The organism is Bacillus sp. PK3-067 (assembly GCF_056738645.1).
Genome location: NZ_CP096490.1, coordinates 1,832,349 through 1,851,836 on the forward strand (window position 1 = coordinate 1,832,349; position 19,488 = coordinate 1,851,836).

General features: G+C 34.3%; 20 protein-coding genes. 16 read left to right on the forward strand and 4 right to left on the reverse strand.

Annotation, left to right across the window (positions count from 1 at the left end; translation table 11 throughout):
- Positions 1-107: 107 nt before the first annotated feature.
- The 8 genes from M1D73_RS09495 (at position 108) to bcbE (ending at position 8,996) form a co-directional block, all read left to right on the forward strand.
- Positions 108-1,916 (forward strand): IucA/IucC family protein, encoded by a 1,809-nt coding sequence (locus M1D73_RS09495; RefSeq protein WP_001163349.1) that lies wholly within the window; start codon positions 108-110, stop codon positions 1,914-1,916.
- A gap of 60 nt (positions 1,917-1,976) precedes the next feature.
- A complete protein-coding gene (locus M1D73_RS09500; RefSeq protein WP_001261812.1) occupies positions 1,977-3,815 on the forward strand; it encodes an IucA/IucC family protein in 1,839 nt (612 codons plus the stop codon).
- Positions 3,802-5,040 (forward strand): AMP-binding protein, encoded by a 1,239-nt coding sequence (locus M1D73_RS09505; protein ID WP_000909573.1) that lies wholly within the window; start codon positions 3,802-3,804, stop codon positions 5,038-5,040. Before M1D73_RS09500 ends, M1D73_RS09505 begins: the two co-directional genes overlap by 14 nt.
- Positions 5,037-5,312 (forward strand): petrobactin biosynthesis protein AsbD, encoded by a 276-nt coding sequence (gene asbD, locus M1D73_RS09510; protein ID WP_001250560.1) that lies wholly within the window; start codon positions 5,037-5,039, stop codon positions 5,310-5,312. The genes M1D73_RS09505 and asbD overlap by 4 nt, the downstream gene beginning before the upstream one ends.
- Before the next feature lie 23 nt (positions 5,313-5,335).
- The gene (locus M1D73_RS09515; RefSeq protein ID WP_000200730.1) at positions 5,336-6,319 is read left to right on the forward strand and encodes a DUF6005 family protein; all 984 of its coding nucleotides are present in this window, start codon (positions 5,336-5,338) and stop codon (positions 6,317-6,319) included.
- 37 nt (positions 6,320-6,356) lie between these two features.
- Entirely contained in the window at positions 6,357-7,199 is an 843-nt protein-coding gene (locus M1D73_RS09520; RefSeq protein ID WP_000877685.1) for a sugar phosphate isomerase/epimerase family protein, read from the forward strand.
- A gap of 124 nt (positions 7,200-7,323) precedes the next feature.
- Positions 7,324-7,530, forward strand: a complete 207-nt coding sequence (locus M1D73_RS09525; protein WP_000113545.1) for an alpha/beta-type small acid-soluble spore protein — start codon at positions 7,324-7,326, stop codon at positions 7,528-7,530.
- 236 nt (positions 7,531-7,766) lie between these two features.
- Positions 7,767-8,996 (forward strand): bacillibactin exporter BcbE, encoded by a 1,230-nt coding sequence (gene bcbE / locus M1D73_RS09530; RefSeq protein WP_121868406.1) that lies wholly within the window; start codon positions 7,767-7,769, stop codon positions 8,994-8,996.
- Between the two features lie 53 nt (positions 8,997-9,049).
- Here bcbE and M1D73_RS09535 read toward each other — a convergent pair whose 3' ends face one another.
- Positions 9,050-9,664 carry a LysE/ArgO family amino acid transporter gene (locus tag M1D73_RS09535; protein WP_086402054.1) on the reverse strand — a complete coding sequence of 205 codons (615 nt, stop codon included), beginning with the start codon at positions 9,662-9,664 and terminating at the stop codon, positions 9,050-9,052.
- 118 nt (positions 9,665-9,782) lie between these two features.
- Here M1D73_RS09535 and M1D73_RS09540 point away from each other — a divergent pair, with 118 nt between their 5' ends.
- Positions 9,783-11,225, forward strand: a complete 1,443-nt coding sequence (locus M1D73_RS09540) for an aminotransferase-like domain-containing protein (RefSeq protein WP_000439422.1) — start codon at positions 9,783-9,785, stop codon at positions 11,223-11,225.
- Between the two features lie 12 nt (positions 11,226-11,237).
- Positions 11,238-11,405, forward strand: a complete 168-nt coding sequence (locus M1D73_RS09545) for a DUF3933 family protein (RefSeq protein ID WP_000816389.1) — start codon at positions 11,238-11,240, stop codon at positions 11,403-11,405.
- Between the two features lie 112 nt (positions 11,406-11,517).
- Here M1D73_RS09545 and M1D73_RS09550 read toward each other — a convergent pair whose 3' ends face one another.
- Positions 11,518-12,483: a patatin-like phospholipase family protein gene (locus M1D73_RS09550; RefSeq protein ID WP_086402052.1), complete on the reverse strand. Its 966-nt coding sequence runs from the start codon at positions 12,481-12,483 to the stop codon at positions 11,518-11,520.
- Positions 12,484-12,570: 87 nt separating this feature from the next.
- Positions 12,571-12,717 carry a YjcZ family sporulation protein gene (locus M1D73_RS09555; RefSeq protein ID WP_000540425.1) on the reverse strand — a complete coding sequence of 49 codons (147 nt, stop codon included), beginning with the start codon at positions 12,715-12,717 and terminating at the stop codon, positions 12,571-12,573.
- 223 nt (positions 12,718-12,940) lie between these two features.
- Here M1D73_RS09555 and M1D73_RS09560 point away from each other — a divergent pair, with 223 nt between their 5' ends.
- The 4 genes from M1D73_RS09560 (at position 12,941) to M1D73_RS09575 (ending at position 15,803) form a co-directional block, all read left to right on the forward strand.
- Positions 12,941-13,693 carry a YwqG family protein gene (locus M1D73_RS09560; protein ID WP_121868373.1) on the forward strand — a complete coding sequence of 251 codons (753 nt, stop codon included), beginning with the start codon at positions 12,941-12,943 and terminating at the stop codon, positions 13,691-13,693.
- 149 nt (positions 13,694-13,842) lie between these two features.
- A complete protein-coding gene (locus tag M1D73_RS09565; protein WP_000520862.1) occupies positions 13,843-15,003 on the forward strand; it encodes a transglutaminase domain-containing protein in 1,161 nt (386 codons plus the stop codon).
- A 109-nt stretch (positions 15,004-15,112) separates the two neighbouring features.
- Positions 15,113-15,310, forward strand: coding sequence for a DUF4083 domain-containing protein (locus M1D73_RS09570; protein WP_001048091.1), 198 nt, complete (start codon positions 15,113-15,115; stop codon positions 15,308-15,310).
- A 31-nt stretch (positions 15,311-15,341) separates the two neighbouring features.
- Complete coding sequence (locus M1D73_RS09575; RefSeq protein ID WP_000024999.1) at positions 15,342-15,803, forward strand: NUDIX hydrolase; 462 nt, start codon at positions 15,342-15,344, stop codon at positions 15,801-15,803.
- A 49-nt stretch (positions 15,804-15,852) separates the two neighbouring features.
- On the opposite strand, the gene nadE is transcribed toward M1D73_RS09575, so the two are convergent.
- A complete protein-coding gene (gene nadE, locus M1D73_RS09580; protein WP_000174901.1) occupies positions 15,853-16,671 on the reverse strand; it encodes an ammonia-dependent NAD(+) synthetase in 819 nt (272 codons plus the stop codon).
- A gap of 270 nt (positions 16,672-16,941) precedes the next feature.
- On the opposite strand from nadE, the gene M1D73_RS09585 reads away from it, so the two are divergent.
- Both M1D73_RS09585 and M1D73_RS09590 read left to right on the forward strand, forming a co-directional pair.
- Complete coding sequence (locus M1D73_RS09585) at positions 16,942-18,822, forward strand: FtsX-like permease family protein (RefSeq protein WP_001025988.1); 1,881 nt, start codon at positions 16,942-16,944, stop codon at positions 18,820-18,822.
- A gap of 116 nt (positions 18,823-18,938) precedes the next feature.
- Complete coding sequence (locus tag M1D73_RS09590; RefSeq protein ID WP_000648324.1) at positions 18,939-19,226, forward strand: AbrB/MazE/SpoVT family DNA-binding domain-containing protein; 288 nt, start codon at positions 18,939-18,941, stop codon at positions 19,224-19,226.
- Positions 19,227-19,488: the final 262 nt, after the last annotated feature.

Genomic DNA, 19,488 nt, shown 5'->3' on the forward strand with positions numbered 1-19,488 from the left:
TATTGAATTGAATATCATTATCAATTAGAATCATAGTTGATAACGATATTCAATTATCAATTGTAATATGAAATTCTCATAGCGTTAATATAAAGAGGAGGACCAACATGCAGCATGCGAAACAAATCGCAGAACATGCAACATTACAAAGCTTTTTAAACTGTTATTTAAGAGAAACAGGGAGTGGAGAATGGATTACAGAGGATGAAAGAATGAAGAGTATCTTCAGTAATACGTTGAATAGAGATACAGTCCCCACATATTTATGTTGTCGGCTATCGGCACAGAACGTTACTTTGTATGGAGAAGTTATATATAAATCATCAACAGATCGCCATTTGTTTGGAGAACAATTTTATTATCAAATTGGAGATAGTAATTCTGTTATTACAGCAGATTACGTTACAGTTATTACATTTTTAATAAAAGAGATGTCTATCAACTACGGAGAAGGAACGAATCCTGCGGAACTTATGCTTCGAGTCATTCGTAGTTGTCAAAATATTGAGGAATTTACAAAAGAGAGAATAGAAGATAAATCCGCATTATACGGTTTCCATACAACTTTTATAGAAGCGGAGCAGTCTTTATTATTTGGGCATTTAACTCATCCTACACCAAAGAGTAGACAGGGGATATTGGATTGGAAAAGTGCAATGTATTCTCCAGAATTAAAAGGAGAATGTCAGCTTCATTATTTTCGGGCACATAAAAGTATAGTAAATGAAAAATCATTATTATCAGATTCTACAACAATGATTATAAAAGAAGAATTAAGCAATGATGAGACGGTTAGTAAGGAATTTATAGCGAAGTACTGTAAGGAAGATCAATATGCATTAATTCCAATTCATCCGCTTCAGGCAGAATGGCTCTTGCATCAAGCTTACGTACAAGATTGGATAGTTCAAGAATTGCTTGAGTATATTGGACCTGTAGGTAAGTATTATATGGCAACATCATCACTAAGGACACTGTATCATCCCGATTCGAAGTATATGCTTAAGTTTTCATTTCCGGTGAAAGTAACGAATTCAATGCGTATTAATAAACTGAAAGAACTTGAGAGTGGTCTTGAAGGGAAGGAAATGTTAAATACGGCTATTGGTGAAGTACGAGAAAGATTTCCAGGATTTGATTTTATTTGTGATCCAGCCTTTATTACATTAAATTATGGAACACAAGAATCTGGATTTGAAGTAATTATTCGTGAGAATCCTTTTTATAGTGAACATGCAAACGACGCAACATTAATTGCTGGGCTAGTTCAAGACGCTATACCTGGAGAGCGTACGCGGTTATCGAATATTATTCATCGTCTAGCAGATTTAGAAAGTAAAAGCTGTGAAGAAGTAAGCTTAGAGTGGTTTAGACGATATATGAATATTTCTTTAAAGCCAATGGTATGGATGTATTTACAGTATGGTGTTGCATTAGAAGCTCATCAGCAAAATAGCGTTGTTCAGCTAAAAGATGGTTATCCGGTCAAATATTATTTCCGTGATAATCAAGGATTTTATTTCTGTAATTCAATGAAAGAAAAGCTTAATAATGAATTAGCTGGTATTGGAGAACGTACTGGAAATTTATATGACGACTATATTGTGGATGAGAGATTTCGTTACTACTTAATTTTCAATCATATGTTTGGCCTCATTAATGGTTTTGGCACAGCAGGATTAATTAAGGAGGAAATTCTTCTCTCGGAATTAAGGTCTGTACTTGAATCATTCCTTCCGTCTAACCGGGAACCTTCAACATTTTTAAGAGAATTATTGGACGAAGATAAGTTAGCGTGTAAAGCAAATTTACTAACGAGATTTTTCGATGTCGATGAGTTAAGTAATCCATTAGAGCAAGCAATTTATGTGCAAGTACATAATCCGCTCGTTAGAGAAGTGGCTGTTCGTTCATAAATAGCGTTAAAATTTCACGTAATACAAATAATGGTATTTTGTCATAAGGTGGAGGGTTTTATGAGAGTGGACATGTATCATACGAAAGTATTGAAGGCGCTCGAATCAGAAGATTGCATTTCAGTACGAAGAAGAGTGCTACGTCAATTAGTAGAATCGTTAATTTATGAGGGGATTATTACGCCGGTTCGCATAGAAAAAGAAGAACAAATTCTTTTTCTAATACAAGGACTTGATGAAGAAGACAAAAGTGTCACGTACAAATGCTATGGCAGGGAACGGATGACATTTGGACGTATTTCTTTAGACTCATTAATAGTAAGAGTCCAAGATGAACAGCAAGAAATACAGTCTGTCTCGCAATTTCTAGAAGAAGTTTTTCGGGTTACTAGTGTAGAACAAGCTAAATTAGATTCTTTTATGCACGAATTAGAACAAACAATATTTAAAGACACGATTGCACAATATGAAAGAAATAATAAGAGAGAATATACTCAAAAATCTTACGATGAGTTTGAAAGCCAATTAATAGATGGCCATCCATATCATCCTAGTTATAAAGCACGTGTTGGATTTCAATATCGTGACAATTTTCAATATGGTTATGAATTTATGCAGCCAATAAAACTCATATGGATTGCAGCACATAAGAATTATGCGACTGTAGGTTATGAGAATGAAGTGATGTATAACAACATTTTAAAAGAGGAGATTGGCGATCGTAAATTAGAAGAGTTTATGGAACGAATTCGTAATAAGGGATGTAATCCAAAACAGTACGTGTTTATACCTGTTCACCCATGGCAGTGGGAGAATTTCATCATTTCAAATTATGCGGATCATATACAGGGTAAATTTATTATTTATTTAGGAACATCAGAGGACGATTATTGCGCGCAACAGTCAATGAGAACGTTAAGAAATATTACGAGTCCAAAGAAACCGTACGTTAAATTATCGATGAATTTACTCAACACTTCAACACTTCGTACGCTGAAACCATACTCTGTTGTAAGTGCACCAGTAATATCAAATTGGTTAAATGATGTTGTAAGTAATGACGCCTATTTAATGGATGAAGCACGTTTAATCTTGTTAAGTGAGTTTTCAAGTGTAACGTATGACACGAATAAGAAAGCTATATATGGTTCATTAGGATGCATTTGGCGCGAAAGCGTTCACAAGTATTTAGATGCACAAGAGGATGCAATTCCTTTTAATGGTTTATACGCTAAAGAGAAAGATGGTACACCAATTATTGATGCGTGGTTGAATAAATATGGAATGAAGGATTGGCTACAATTACTTATTCAAAAAGCGATAATACCAGTTATACATCTTGTTGTAGAGCATGGCATCGCACTGGAATCACATGGACAAAATATGATTCTAGTCCATAAAGAAGGGGTGCCTGTTCGTATTGCGTTAAAGGATTTTCATGAAGGGCTTGAGTTTTATCGTCCATATTTGAAAGAAGTTGACAAATGTCCCGACTTTACTAAAATGCATAAAACATATGCGAATGGAAAAATGAATGATTTCTTTGAAATGGATCGCATTGAATGTTTGCAAGAGATGGTGTTAGATGCACTATTTCTGTTTAATTTAGGAGAATTAGCATTCGTACTTGCGGATGAGTATGGATTGAAAGAAGAACATTTTTGGATGATGGTTGTTGAAGAAATTGAAAATCATTTAAGAATATATCCACATTTGAAAGGTAGATTTGAAAATATTCAATTATATGCACCTACATTCTATGCTGAACAATTAACGAAACGTCGATTATATATGGATGTGGAATCGCTTGTTCATGAAGTTCCAAATCCATTGTATAGAGTAAGACAACTTATGAAACAAAAATCAGCTGTTACAGGGGGAAATTATGCTAATCGTTAATAAACAAGAGTATAGCAAAAGTGATTTTGAATTGAGATTACAAGTTTATGAGGAAATGGAACAATTTCAAAAAGCAGAAGGAAATAGATTTGCACTTTGTCTGAAAGATCCATTCGATATTATTACGCTTGTGTTTTTCTTAAAAGAAAAGAAATCATCAGTATTACTTATACATGAAGATACGCCAAAAGAAACGGCTATTGAAATGGCAAAGCGTGCGAATTGTGTAGGGATTTTATATGGAGAATATGGCGATTTTACAAAATTAGAAGTAGGGAACTTTTTACTAGAAGAGCCTTCTTTATTGCAATATAGTTCGGGAACTACGGGAGAACCGAAACTGATTCGTAGAGCATGGACGGAAGTTGATACAGAAATTACTGCCTATAATGAAGCTTTAAACTGTGAAGTAGATGAAGTGCCAATCGTTATGGCTCCTGTTTCACATTCATACGGACTAATATGTGGTACGTTATCAGCAATTACGAGGGGGAGCAAGCCTGTAATCATTACGAACAAAAATCCTAAATTCGCATTAAATATAGTTCGCAATACAGAAAAACATATTATATATGCAGTACCACTTATGTTACACATTATGGGGAGTTTTCCATTAGGAACGTTCCAGTTTCATAAAATTATGACATCAGGATCGCCTTTGCCAGAAGCACTATTTTATAAACTAAAAAAAATGACAACATATATGATGCAGCAATACGGTTGTTCTGAAGCAGGTTGTATTAGTATATGTCATGATATGAAAAGCCATTTAGATTTAGGAAACCCTCTACCTCATGCAAGTATAAGCATAGGTTCAGATGAAAATGCACCGGAAGAAATCGTCGTGAAAATGAATGATAAGGAAATTTTCACGAAGGATTTAGGGTATAAATCTGAGCGTGGCATTCATTTTATGGGGCGTATGGACGATGTAATTAATGTCTCAGGATTAAAAGTCTTTCCTATAGAGGTAGAAGAAACGATGCTTCGATTGGAAGGTGTGCAAGAGGCAATTGTATATCGGGGGAAACATCCTGTGATGGGCGAAATAGTTAAAGCGAAAGTGATCTCTCATGTTGATCCAGTGAAAATAAGAGAATGGTGTATTCAGCACTTACCTTCTTATAAAGTTCCGCATGAAATTGAAAGTGTAAATGAAATTCCTAAAAATAAAACTGGAAAAGTAAGTAGAAAGTTACTAGAGATGGGAGAGGTTACAACATGAGACGGGAAGCGTTAAAGAATGCCGTGTTAAAAATTATGATAGAAAAAATGGAACTGAAAAATGTAACGCATTTAGAAGAAACGATGCGCTTAAATCAAGATTTATATATAGATTCGGTAATGATGTTACAGCTTATTGTATACATAGAAATGGATGTAAAGCTATGCGTTCCAGAGGATGAGGTAGACCCAAAGGCATTTCTTACTGTAGGATCTTTGCTTGATTTTATGGAAGAGTTAGAGCCGTTACAGGAAGTAAATGTGAATAACTAACCTTTAGGAAAGTGGATGAGAGTATGACTTCAATTAAAGTGCACTGTTTAGTGAGTTGTTTTTGTGAAATTATAAAAAGGCGTAGCGACATTGATTTTCGTCCATTTTATTTTGGACTATGGGATGGAGATTTTGATATAACACAAGGCGGAATTATTTCATATCACTCTGAAAACATTAACCATGATCATTATTTACTTTGGTTTGAAAAATTGTACGGTATTAAAGTAAACGAATGGTATGATCATGCAAAAGATAAAGATAGCAATGTAGAAACGTTTTTAGAATTAGTAGAAAACAAGCCGGAAAATCGTTATGTCATTGTAATGGTTGATATGTCTCTATTACCAGAGAGGGAAAATAAATTTCATCAAAAACCGTTTCCACATTATTTAATGATATCAAAAACAGAGAAAGAAGAAGAGTGGTTCATGCTAGATCCTGATTTTCGTTGGGAAGGAAATATGGAAAGAGAAAAAGTACTTCACTCTATTCAAGATAACCCATTTGGTGGAGGTTATTTCATTGATATAGAAGGAATTGGGGAGCCAACGCAAGAAACAGTAGCTAGTTATTTCACAGAAACATTCAAAAAGAACGAAAATGAACTGACTATGGAACTGAAAAATTTAATTGTAAAAATGGCAAATGAGGAAGAAGGATATGCGCTTTCTGGACTTGTAGCAGCAGTAAAACAAATACCAGTACTTGCAATTCGTAAATATAGTTATGAGCATGCCTTTGCATACTTCCGTGAAACGTTGCAATATTCGGAGCAAGAATTTGATTATTGGTGTGATCGGGTAGAGGATATTGTACAAGGATTTACAAATGTACAGTATCGTGCAATTAAAATGGCAATGACGAATAATAAAGGTATGCTAGTATCGATTATTGAAAAACTGGATGAAATGAATGCAATTGAACTGCAAATTAAGAAGGAATTAGAGAGACAGTTTCTATCATGGAAAGGTATGAAAACAAATCAATCTGTCGCAACTCTTTAATAAGCTAACTGAATTTAAGATAGGGGAGTTTAATACTATGAAATATTCGCTATGTACCATTTCATTTCGTCATCAATTAATTTCATTTACTGATATTGTTCAATTTGCATATGAAAACGGTTTTGAAGGAATTGAATTATGGGGGACGCATGCACAAAATTTGTACATGCAAGAACGTGAAACGACAGAACGAGAATTGAATTTTCTAAAGGATAAAAACTTAGAAATTACGATGATAAGTGATTACTTAGATATATCATTATCAGCAGATTTTGAAAAAACGATAGAGAAAAGTGAACAACTTGTAGTACTAGCTAATTGGTTTAATACGAATAAAATTCGCACGTTTGCTGGGCAAAAAGGGAGCAAGGACTTCTCGGAACAAGAGAGAAAAGAGTATGTGAAGCGAATACGTAAGATTTGTGATGTGTTTGCTCAGAACAATATGTATGTGCTGTTAGAAACACATCCCAATACACTAACGGACACATTGCCTTCTACTATAGAGTTATTAGAAGAAGTAAACCATCCGAATTTAAAAATAAATCTTGATTTTCTTCATATATGGGAGTCTGGCGCAGATCCAATAGACAGTTTCCATCGATTAAAGCCGTGGACACTACATTACCATTTTAAGAATATATCTTCAGCGGATTATTTGCATGTGTTTGAACCTAATAATGTATATGCTGCAGCAGGAAGTCGTATTGGTATGGTTCCGTTATTTGAAGGTATTGTAAATTATGATGAGATTATTCAGGAAGTGAGAGGTACGGATCTTTTTGCTTCCTTAGAATGGTTTGGACATAATTCAAAAGAGATATTAAAAGAAGAAATGAAAGTATTAATAAATAGAAAATTAGAAGTAGTAAGTTCGTAATGTGAAATGATGTGAGAGTCTCGTTTTAGAGGCTCTTTTTTTATGGTAAAAAATAACCAAAAATTTCCATGTATTTTAATTTGAATTTAACACAATTTATATATAAATAAGGAGGTGATTGGTAATGGCTAGAAATCGTAATTCTAATCAATTAGCATCACATGGAGCACAAGCAGCTTTAGATCAAATGAAGTATGAAATTGCACAAGAGTTCGGTGTACAACTTGGAGCTGATACTTCTTCACGTGCAAACGGTTCTGTAGGCGGTGAAATCACAAAACGCCTAGTAGCGATGGCAGAACAACAGCTTGGTGGCGGATATACTCGCTAAATGTAGAAGGTTATAGGAGAAAGGAAGGATTCTTCCTTTCTTTTTTTTTTCAATTAATTGGTATGAATATATTGCGAACAGAATTCAAAGAATAAAAGTAATACTATATTTTACCCAATTTCTTTTGTTGTGAATGGGAAGTATTAAAGATGTAATAGCCCTGGTGGAATGAAAATTATGTTCCAGCAGGGCTATTATATGGTAAGAAATATATGATGAAAGGTTCCGAAATCAACATGTTAAAAAAAGAAAACTGTTGTTTAATTGCGCTTGCATCAGTTCCACTTGTCATGACATTAGGGAATTCAATGCTCATTCCAATCTTGCCGACAATTGAAAAGAAATTACATATTTCATCGTTTCAAGTATCCATGATTATTACAATTTACTCTATCGTAGCCATTTTACTTATACCGATTGCTGGTTATTTATCAGATAGATGGGGACGAAAGATGGTAATGGTTCCGAGTTTGCTGATTGCGGCTATAGGAGGAGCTATAACTGGTTGGGTATCTTGGAAAGTTGATAATCCCTACACTTGGATATTAATCGGTAGAGCGATTCAAGGTATTGGTGCTGCTGGGGCAATGCCGGTTGTTATACCGTGTGTTGGTGATTTATACAAAGACGAAAAACAAGTTAGTACAGGCTTGGGAATTATTGAGACATCCAATACATTTGGAAAAGTGCTGAGCCCTATTTTAGGATCTGCTCTTGCTGCCATTGTATGGTTCTTACCATTTTGGGCGATTCCAGTTTTATGTATCATATCAATTGTTTTGTTACTTGTTCTAGTAAAGGCAAAGAAACAAGAAGGAGAAGTACCACCACTTAAAGAGTTTATAAAATCTATTCTGTCTACGTTTCGAGAAAAAGGAAGATGGTTAATTGCCATTTTTGCATTAGGTGCAATTATTATGCTTATTTTATTCGGAATTCTCTTTTATTTGTCGACTATACTGGAATCAAAGTATGACATTCATGGTATATGGAAAGGGTGTGTGCTTGCTATCCCGTTACTTGTACTGTCACTTAGTTCATATATGGCCGGTAAAAAAATTGGAGATAATCAAAATGTTATGAAGAAGTGTATTTATATTGGTTTTTTAATGGCAGCTGCATCAGTCATCATTCCTTTATTTATAAAAGGGATTTATTTACTACTTCTTTGTCTCGTTATTATGGGGATAGGGATTGGTATGGCACTCCCATGTTTAGATGCCCTCATTACACAAGGAATTGAAAAGGAGCAAAGGGGAACGGTTACGTCATTTTATAGTTCAATGCGATTTATCGGTGTAGCAGCTGGACCACCTTTATATTCTTTTTTCATGAAAGGGGCGGACCATGAAGTGTTTTATTTGACAAGTATTTTCGCTGCCATTGGTGCTATCATAGCAATCATTTGGATTAAACCAGCAAAGGATGCAAAGACGGTAAAACAGAAACCAGAGCCTACTTCATAATTTGTAAGAGAATTGCATGATGTTTTGAGTAACATGCAATTCTCTTTCGTTCATTAAGAATAAATAACTTGTTTTAACATATAAAGCGCGACACCCCATATGATGAGACCAGAAAATTTATTTAATAATAAAATTGTCTTTCCGGTTGAGTCTAGTCTTTTTAGAAATTTCCCTGCTAACGCTAAGCTTATAAACCAAATCCAAGAAACGATAATAGTTGCAAGTGTGAAAGCCCATTTTTCACTTCCTATGTATTGAATAGAATTTGTTCCAATTACACCGATTGTGTCTAAAATAGCATGTGGATTTAATAACGAAACGGATGCTGCGAAAAGGATTTGCTTTTTTAAGGGCATACTTTTTTCTTGTTTTACATCGTTGGAAGGGTTACTTCTCCAAATAACAAAGCCCATGTATAGGAGAAAGAAAAATCCAACTATATATAACGAGTTAGTTAGCCAAGAAAAAGTAAGGAGTACAAGGGAGACACCTTGCACTGCAATCAATATGAGTAACGTATCACATATAGAGGCAGTTAATACTACAGGGGCTGCCCTCCAAATGTTTGGTTGGCTCGCACCTTGGTTAAAGACAAAAACATTTTGTACACCTAATGGAATGATAAGTCCAAATGCAAGAATGATACCATGAATAATTGCTTCACTCATCATATTACCTCCTATTTTAATTCATTATGATAGTGTATATTGTATAGAAGAAATGAAAATTTGTATCCATCCATATGGTTGGGGAGGTTACCAACCAAAAAGAATATAAGGTGATATAATGGAAAGATTCGTTTGGAAACCGAATATGTCTCTAGCGACTCCTCTGTATAAACAAATAGAAACGTATATAAAAGAAAGGATCGTTAATGGAGAATGGACCGTTGGAACGAAATTACCTTCACAAAGAGATTTGGCACATACATTTGGTGTGAATCGAAGCACAATTGTAATGGCTTTCGGTGAACTAGTTGCAAAGGGATACATAGAAGGGAATGGCAGGAAAGGAACAATTGTTGTAAATAATAATGAGAATGCTTCAACTTACGCACCCCCGCCTAATTGGCAGTCTTATGTAGAAACAGGACTTCATTATCCGAATCTCCCAGCTATTCAGGAGATTAATCAAGCTGAATTTTATCCACATGTAATTCGATTAGGAACAGGTGAGCTCGCGCCGAGTCTCTTACCTGAGAAAAAGATGAAAGAAATTATGAATAAGCTTTTAAAGTCAAATGTGACGCTTGGGTATGAAGAGCCGAAAGGAAATTTTTATTTAAGGGAAAAGATTTCCGAATACTTAAAGGGGCATGGTATATGTGTATCTCCTGACTCTATATTAATTGTTTCAGGAGCAATTCAAGCGCTGCAACTTATCTCTATGGGGCTTCTTCCAAAAGGGGCATCCATCTTATTAGAAAAACCATCCTATTTATATTCGCTTAATGTTTTTCAATCCGCAGGAATGCGTTTCATTGGAATACCAATGGATGAGAACGGTTTAAATACATCATATATTACAAAATATAAGAAGCAATTTAATGCATCTATTTTATATACAATCCCGTCTTTTCATAATCCAACGAACTTTAGTATGAATGCGAAGAGACGAATAGAAGTGATGGAAATATGTAATGAAATTGGATTACCTATTATAGAGGACGCAGTGTATCAAGACTTATGGTTTGATGCACCTTGTTCGAAACCTTTAAAAGCCTATGATAAAAATGGAATCGTACTACATATTGGAAGCATGTCCAAAGTAATTAGTCCAGGGTTAAGAATTGGATGGATTGTTGGACCTGAGCCAGTAATTCAAAGATTGTCAGACATAAAAATGCAAACAGATTATGGTTCAAGCACTATATCCCAGCAAATTGCAGCAGAGTGGTTTACAAATGGTCTATATGATGAGCATTTGCGCTTTGTAAGAAGTGAATTGAAAAAACGAAGAGATTTTATGTTACTAATGTTAGATAAATATCTTCGTGAAATAGCAACTTGGCATGAACCAACAGGGGGATTTTATATATGGGTACATATAAAAGTAACCATTTCATATCGCAGTTTATTTGATAAAGCTCTGCAAGAAAAGGTTTTATTAAACCCAGGTACTTTATATGATAGAAGTGCAAATCAATTTTTGCGCCTATCGTATTCATACGCAACGTTAGAAGAAATTGAAATAGGTATAAAAAAACTTGCACAACTAATGAAAAAGTAAGAGGAGAAAGTAATGAAACAATATGTAATTTGCCAAATGATCAATGGAGAAAAATATTTAGCTGCTTATGCGGAGACGAAGCAAGAAGCGATTGAAAAAGCAGAACTGTTAGGATTAAGAACGGGAAATCGTTACATAGTTATTACTGCAGAGGAAGCCGAAGGGTTAACGTATCCTTAAACAATGTACGAGATTATATAATAATAAATAAGTCTAGTAATATAAGAAATTACTAGACTTATTTATTATTAAGTTGTTAAACGTTCTCGTATTTATACGCAAAGTAATAATATTATGAGTCAAGTTGACGAAAAAATCGATTTGTCTTTCGGTCTTGCTTTCCTTTTCTATATTCATCGATATATTGCCTAAAGTTCCAAGCTTGTAAAAATTTATTAGCAGAGTTATAACCAGAATTGTAAAGCCATTCTTTTTCTTCCTTTGTCAGTTCAAAATTAGTACTTGTAATCGTTCCTGTTGGAATTGTAATCGTTCTTGCTTTTGATTCCTTATCTAAATGACGTAAATCATGAGCTTGCATCATTGTTTTAAATAGTCCTTTGAACATGGAAATAGGCTCGTTATAGTGAGCAGGATCAGCTTGAATCTCATCTTTTACAAAATGAAATCCGAAAGTCGGCCAGCGAGGAGTGGTAGGTGAATCGAAGATCCAAATTGGATAATTACTTAGAATTCCTCCATCAACCATATAACAAGGCTGCTTCCATTTTGGAGTTCTCCATTTTACGGGTTCAAAGAAGAAGGGGATTGTACTACTCATTCTTACCGCTTTAGCGATAGAGAAGCGATAATTTAAAAATCCGTAGTTTGGTAAGTCGTCAGGAAAGACAACCATTTTACCATTACTAATATCAGAAGCGATGATTTTGAGTTTGTTTAGATCCGGTAAATCAGTAAATAAATGAACACCTTTTTTTCGAAGTAATTCTTCAATCCATTCTTCTATAAATACATTAGAGTATATACCTAGAGTAGTCCATGCACTTAGTCCTTTTCCGATAAAGGGGATTTTGTCAATAAAGGTTTTCTTCGTAAATTTGTTATAATCGATATCAGTTATAATCGTTTTTAGCTCTGAACAAGAATATCCTGCCGCTACAAGTGCCGCAATAATTGCACCAGCTGATGTTCCAGCTATACGTTCCCATTCATAACCTTTTTCGGCTAATGCGCAAATTGCTCCAACATGTGCAATACCGCGTACACCGCCTCCTTCAAAAACACCATCGATCTTCATTAAACATACTTCCTTTCAAATAAAAGATTTGGAAATGGCAAAAAAGCACGTATTGTACGTGCTTTTTTACAATGGTTTTTAAGTTTACTAGCAGCCTACAAAGCCGCCCCAACAGCTAGCTCCGATGATGATTAGAAGGATGAATAAAACGATTAATAAAGCGAAACCTCCGTAACCACAACCACCACAGCTACCGCCGTAACCGTAACCGCCGCAACTATATCCGTAACCCATGTGGAATTCCTCCTTATATTAAAAATAAAAATGAACGAGGGGAAAATGTACTGGAAGAACTAAAGAACTATCGTGTTTGTAGGAACAATGTATAGTATGCTTTTTTAAACTTGTTCGCGTACGAAGGATAAGCCCGTTTTTGGGAGGCTTGTTGATTTTGTAAAGAATGAAGTATAATCTTTGTACTATGATATAAATAAGTATGTAAATGTAAGGAGAATTTATGAATAAAAAAATTGAAGTATTAATTGATAAATATGAACTAACACACTTGAAAGAAGAACTTATTAATACTGTATTTTCTTGTATAAAAGTTGTGCCAAAGCAGCAGGGAACTGTTGCGATAGGTAGTTCGAAAATGGGAGGAGTTCCTGATCTACCAGCTTTATTTGAATATCCAAAGCATAAAGGAAATCCACTACAATTTATCGCGCAATTTAACTTAAGTGATTTACAAAACGTTGGTATGGATCACAATCTTCCTAAGACGGGGATGCTGTATTTCTTTTGCATTGAAAATTATTTTGAAGAAAATGTGAATCTAACAGAAGCTGGGCGTGTACTTTATTATGATGTTCCTGTAGAGCAATTACGAAGAGAAAATGAAATACAAGCGAAATATAACCAGTGTGCAATTACTTTTGAGCTGACATACAAATTACCAGAACTTTTCATTGAAGATGAGGCTGATTCAGATCGTTTCTTGCAATTACTTGAAGAGCTAATTCCAGATAACTACGATAACCATCAAATGTTTGGTGAGCCATTCTCTGTACAAGAAGAAGTGTTATATGAGACAGGAGAATATATGGGAGTAGACCCGCAGCAAATGACTCTTTTATTCCAAATTGATTCAGATCATAAAAATTGTAATATGGTTTGGGGAGAACTAGGGATGCTATATTTCTGTATTAGTAATGAAGATTTGAAAAATCAACGTTTTGAAAATACATGCTGTGTATTACAAACATGCTAATGAAAAAGGTTGTTCTTTTAAAAAGAACAACCTTTTTATGTGAATTAGTTAATATGCATAATCTCATATGACCTATACGAAAAAGTATTGTATACTCTGAAACTATACGATACTTTTTCGTATAGTTATAGAATATAAGGAGTGACAAGATGGGAAAGACAAGTAAGTATGTGACAGCTGCCGCACTTTGTTCAACTATAGTAATGGGAGGCTTGCAAGCGTCATCTGTATCTTATGCAGCTACAAATCCGACTACAGTGACAGCACAATCAGATGTAAAGTTATTAGATGATTTCAGAAAAGAATTAAAAAAACAGATTGATAATCGAGAAGAAAATATTACAATCACATATAAAACAAAAGATAGAAATGCTAGAAATATTATGGATCAATTGTATGGTGAGTTTAATAAAATTGTAGATGCTGATGAGTATGTAAAATATAATGTAGCGTCTACTAGATATTCTATTAAAGGAATGCCAGGGGACTATACGTTTACACTGCAAGTAAAATACCGTGAATCAAAAGAACAAACTCAATATGTAAAAGCTCAGGCGAAATCAATTGTTGGATCAATTGTAAAACCAGGGATGGATGAGCATGAGAAAGTAAAAGCTATTCACGATTACGTTGTTAAGCATGTGTCTTATGATACGTCTTATCAAGCGTATACAGCATATGAAGCATTAGCGAATCGTTCTGCCGTTTGCCAAGGATATACATTATTAACGTATGAGTTGTTAAAAGAGGCAGGTATTCAAAACCATATTGTAACAGGCACAGGAAACGGACAAGCTCACGCGTGGAATTTAGTGAACATTGAAAACAAATGGTATCACCTAGATACTACATTTGATGATCCAGTACCAGATAAAGCAGGGCGTGTAACTTACTCATATTTTAACATGTCTGACGAACAGTTAAGTAAAGATCACGACTGGGATCGTAGTAAATATCCAGCAGCAACTACAAGTTATTTTGGTGAATTAACAAACAAAATAAAAGCTGGTAGCTCAAAAACTGTCGTATATGAGCAGATGTTAAAAGAAACAAATTTACAATACTTATCTGCAGAATACGGAGCAGAAAATTATAATGAATTTAAGCAAAAGTTGCAGCAACAGTTTGCAGCCAAACCAGAAAAAGTAGAAGTGCGATATAAGCAGTCCATGGATGGGACGATGCAAGATATAAAGAAAGTATTAAATGAAATAAATTGGCCAAAAGGTGCAAAGCGTGTGTCTTATCAAGTAGCGCCTTATAGTGCATTGGCGGGTTATTCATTAGCGACAATTACATTTACGTATTAAGCAATGGGAAAAAGCACCTGTAAAAGGTGCTTTTTTTATTGATTGATTGATTACTTTTGAATATTAAGAATTATGTGATAAAACAAAAGGATAAGGATGTGAATGTGGAATGAACTTGTTCGAAAGCGATATTTTTACATTGATATATACTTGTTTAGTAATCGGACTTATCGTTTTGTTTTTCATATCATTTACTTTGTTTATTAGAAGAGTATTACAAAGCAGTGCTGCAAAGAAACACCACGTGATTAATATGAACCAGAAGCTAGATCGAATCATTGAATTGCTTGAAAAAGATAAGAAATAGCGATAGAAGAGGTATGAAAAGGGGAATGAGAATGGCGAATTATATAAAAGAATTACGTGAAAAAGTAGGACATGATTATGTTTTCTTAAACTTTGCCGGTGGTTGTGTATTTAATAAAGAAGGAGAAGTATTACTGCAAAAAAGAGGAGACTTTAACGCTTGGGGCTTTCCAGGTGGTGCAATGGAGATAGGAGAATCAGCTGCGGAAACTGCAATCCGGGAAATAAAAGAAGAAACCGGGTATGATGTAGAAATAAATGAGCTTATTGGAGTGTATACAAAATATTTTCAATCATATCCAAATGGAGACAAGGCCCAGTCAATTGTGATGTTCTTTTCATTCTCAATAGTTGGAGGTGACAAAAAAGTAGATGGTGATGAAACGTTGGATTTGAAGTTTTTCCCGTTAGACGACATGCCACCGTTATTTTGTAAACAACATGAAGATTGCCTGCAAGATTTATTGGAGAAAAGAGTAGGGGTATATCGTTAACATATAAAAAAGAAGCTAAATGAAGATTAGCTTCTTTTTTATGTTTAATTTATTTCCACCAATCATCAAACATTGACGCTGGTACTTGTCTTTTATGCTCACTCACTGTGTAACGTTTTTCAATTTTCTCTGCAACGTCAGCTGGAACTGCTTTACCTTCTAAATAATCATCTAATTGATCATAAGTAATACCTAACTCTGTTTCATCAGCTTGACCTGGTTTTTCATCTAATAAATCAGCTGTTGGCATTTTTAAGTACAGTCGCTCGTCTGCGCCTAACTCTTGTAATAATGCACGTCCTTGGCGCTTCGTTAATCCCGTTAATGGTAATAAATCTGCACCACCATCTCCGAATTTTGTAAAGAACCCTGTTACAGCTTCTGCAGCGTGATCTGTTCCGATAACAAGTAGCCCTTTTTGTCCACCAATTGCATATTGAGTAACCATACGGATACGTGCTTTCACGTTACCTTTATTGAAATCTGTTAGTGATTCACCCAATAAGTTTTCATATTGATTTGAAAAAGCATCAACAGTTGAAGCAATATCAAATGCAACAGATTGATCTGCTTGAATGAATTGTAATGCTAATTGTGCATCATCTTCATCTTTTTGTACTTTATAAGGAAGACGCACGGCGATAAACGTTGCATTACCACCTTCGTTACGAATTTCTTCAACTGCAAGTTGTGCTAAGCGTCCTGCTAATGTAGAGTCTTGTCCGCCGCTAATACCAAGTACAAATCCTTTTGCACCTGTTTTTTTTACATAATCCTTTAAGAAATCAACTCGTTTACGAATTTCAACTTTTGGATCAATTACAGGCTGAACATGTAATGCTTTCATAATCTGTTCTTGTAATGTCATTATGTTTTCCTCCTATTCATATTAAAGCGGTAAATAAGTTTATATGTATAATGGTACATACTTCTATCCTTTATTATTTCGCAAAACTAACGAATATACAATAGGATGTGTGTATGAATATGAATGTAGTCATTATAAATAAAGTACTACGTATAAGCAATTTTTTTAAACCTTTCAAAAATGTAAGGTTTTTGTCATTTGAATCGATGGAAGGTATTTCCGCACTTTACTAATATAAAAACATAGATAGTAGAAGGGCGGAAAAGTAATATGAACATTAGAGAACTAGCATATCGGAATGTAACCCGAAATAGACGGACATACTCAGCCTATTTTTTGAGTAGTGCATTTGCAATTATGGCCTTTTTTGTGTATTCATTTTTTGCGTTTCATCCGGCATTAAGTGCAGGAGAATTAGGTCAGTACGTATTCGTAAGTATGTCTTTTGCACAGTCTATTATTTACTTATTTACATTCTTCTTTATTTTATATTCGATGGGAATGTTTTTAAAAACGAGAAAGCGTGAACTAGGAATTTTAATGATGCTAGGTATGACGAAATATCAATTAAAGCGTCTGATCTTTTTTGAAAATATTATGATTGGAATAGGGGCAATTATTTTTGGTATTCTTTCAGGTATGTTATTTTCAGGGGTATTACTATTTGTCGCTCCGATGATATTGAAACTAGATATCTCCTTATCCTATTACATACCGATGAAAGCAATTGTTGTAACGGGTATTATGTTTTTTATTTTATTTATGATCATATCATTGTTTAGTGCAGGAATGATTCGTAAAAATAAGATTATGAAGTTGTTTAGAGGATCAGCAGAGGCGAAACCGGAACCGAAAGCATCAATCATTTCTTCAATATTAGCAGTAGTATTGCTTAGTGCTGGCTATGTAGGAGCTCTTCTATCACATGGAGCAATGGTATTTATTATGATGATTCCTGTTACAACGGTAGTTATTATCGGGACGTATTTGTTGTACAAGCAGCTGAGTGTCTTTATTATTCGATTATGTAAAAAAAGTAAACGTTTCTATTGGACACAGACTAATATTATTACGTTATCAGATTTAGCGTATCGTATGAGAGATAACGCAAGAATGTTCTTTATTGTAACCATTATTTCTACTGTAGCATTTTCCGCAATAGGGACATTAGTAGGCTTCGCATCCATGACGAAAGGTATAATGGAGAGACCAATTGCGTTTCATTACCATTCTAAGCAAGGGAATAGTAACGAATCACAACATATACAAATGATTGACAAAGGATTAAAGAAACATAATATAGCAGCTTCAAAAACTAATATTTCGACAAAGAAAACGGAGGAACAGTCGTTAAGAAGCGCCACTTTTATAAAAGAATCAGACTATAAGGAATATGCAAAGTTAACGGGAGAACCATTTAATACTGTAGCAAATAAAGAGGTTGTATTTTTGTCAGCTGATATACCAGGGCCAGCGATGAAAGAAAGAAAAGAAATTACTTTACCTAATATGAATGAAAGTTTAAAGGTGAAAAAAGTTACTTCATCTTCATTGGGGAAAATATTAAGAGGAAATGTTTATGTAATCTCTAATGATCAATATGATTCATTACAAGATGGATTTATAGAGACAAAAGATTATATGTATAAAACTGAAAGAACGAAAGATGAGATTGAAATTGGTAAAGAGCTTACGCATCAAATTAAACCGTATCAAGAATATTCAACGTTTAGTGCGGAAGAGTACGAGCAAAACCAAAGTTTACAAATTGCAGGACCGATTTTATTTGTAGGTTTCTTTATTGGTATAGTATTTTTCGTTTGCGCAGGAAGTTTCCTTTACTTCCGTTTATTCTCCGATTTGGAGGATGATGTTCGCTTGTTCGAAATGATTCGAAAAGTTGGATTGACAAGCAGGGAATTATCGAAGGTAGTTACAATTCGATTGGCGCTTTTATTCTTCGTTCCAATTGGTGTTGCAACATTACATGGGGCAGTAGCCTTAACGGCGTTAGGGCAAATGTTTGAGTACTCATTGTTTAAAGAAAATACAGTTGTATTAAGTATTTTCATAGGTATTCAAGTTGTATACTTCTTACTTATAAGATCCCGTTATGTAAAACAATTGAAAGAGAGATTACGTATGCATTAAATGTGTTTTTTTAACTCGAGTACAAAATTTTCTAAAAAGAGGCAAGTATTGCCAAAAAGTGATAAAATGGAAAAAGCGAGGTGAAAAAAATTAATAGAGAGAAAGGGGGGAGAAATATGAAAGCAACAGGAGTTATTCGAAAAGTAGACGAATTAGGACGAATTGTTATCCCTAAAGAATTACGCGATGTATTGGGAATACAAATCAAATCACCGCTTGAAATTTTTGTAGAAGCAGATAAAATCATTTTACAAAAATATCAACCTTACAATGCTTGCCAAATCACAGGTGATGTTTCAGAACAGAACATATCATTAGCAAATGGAAATATTACTGTTGGGATAGAGGGAGCGGAATATTTAGTAAAAGAAATAGAAAAGTTTTTAAACAAGAGTGAGGTTTAGTCTTAATTTATATTATTTTTCAAATTACATATCATTCTTTTAAAAGACTGTAAGAGGACCATTAATTGGTCCTTTTATTTTGGTTATTAGTTGAATGACCCAGGCTGTTATTTCCTATAAATCATAGGGGAAATACAAAAGTAGTATAGAGTTAGTAAATGATGTTGAGAAATATTTGAAAAGAAGGAAAACAAAAAGAATAAAACGAATGTTACATTTACACGTATTCAAAAGTGGTCTGAAATGAAAATAATACATTTTC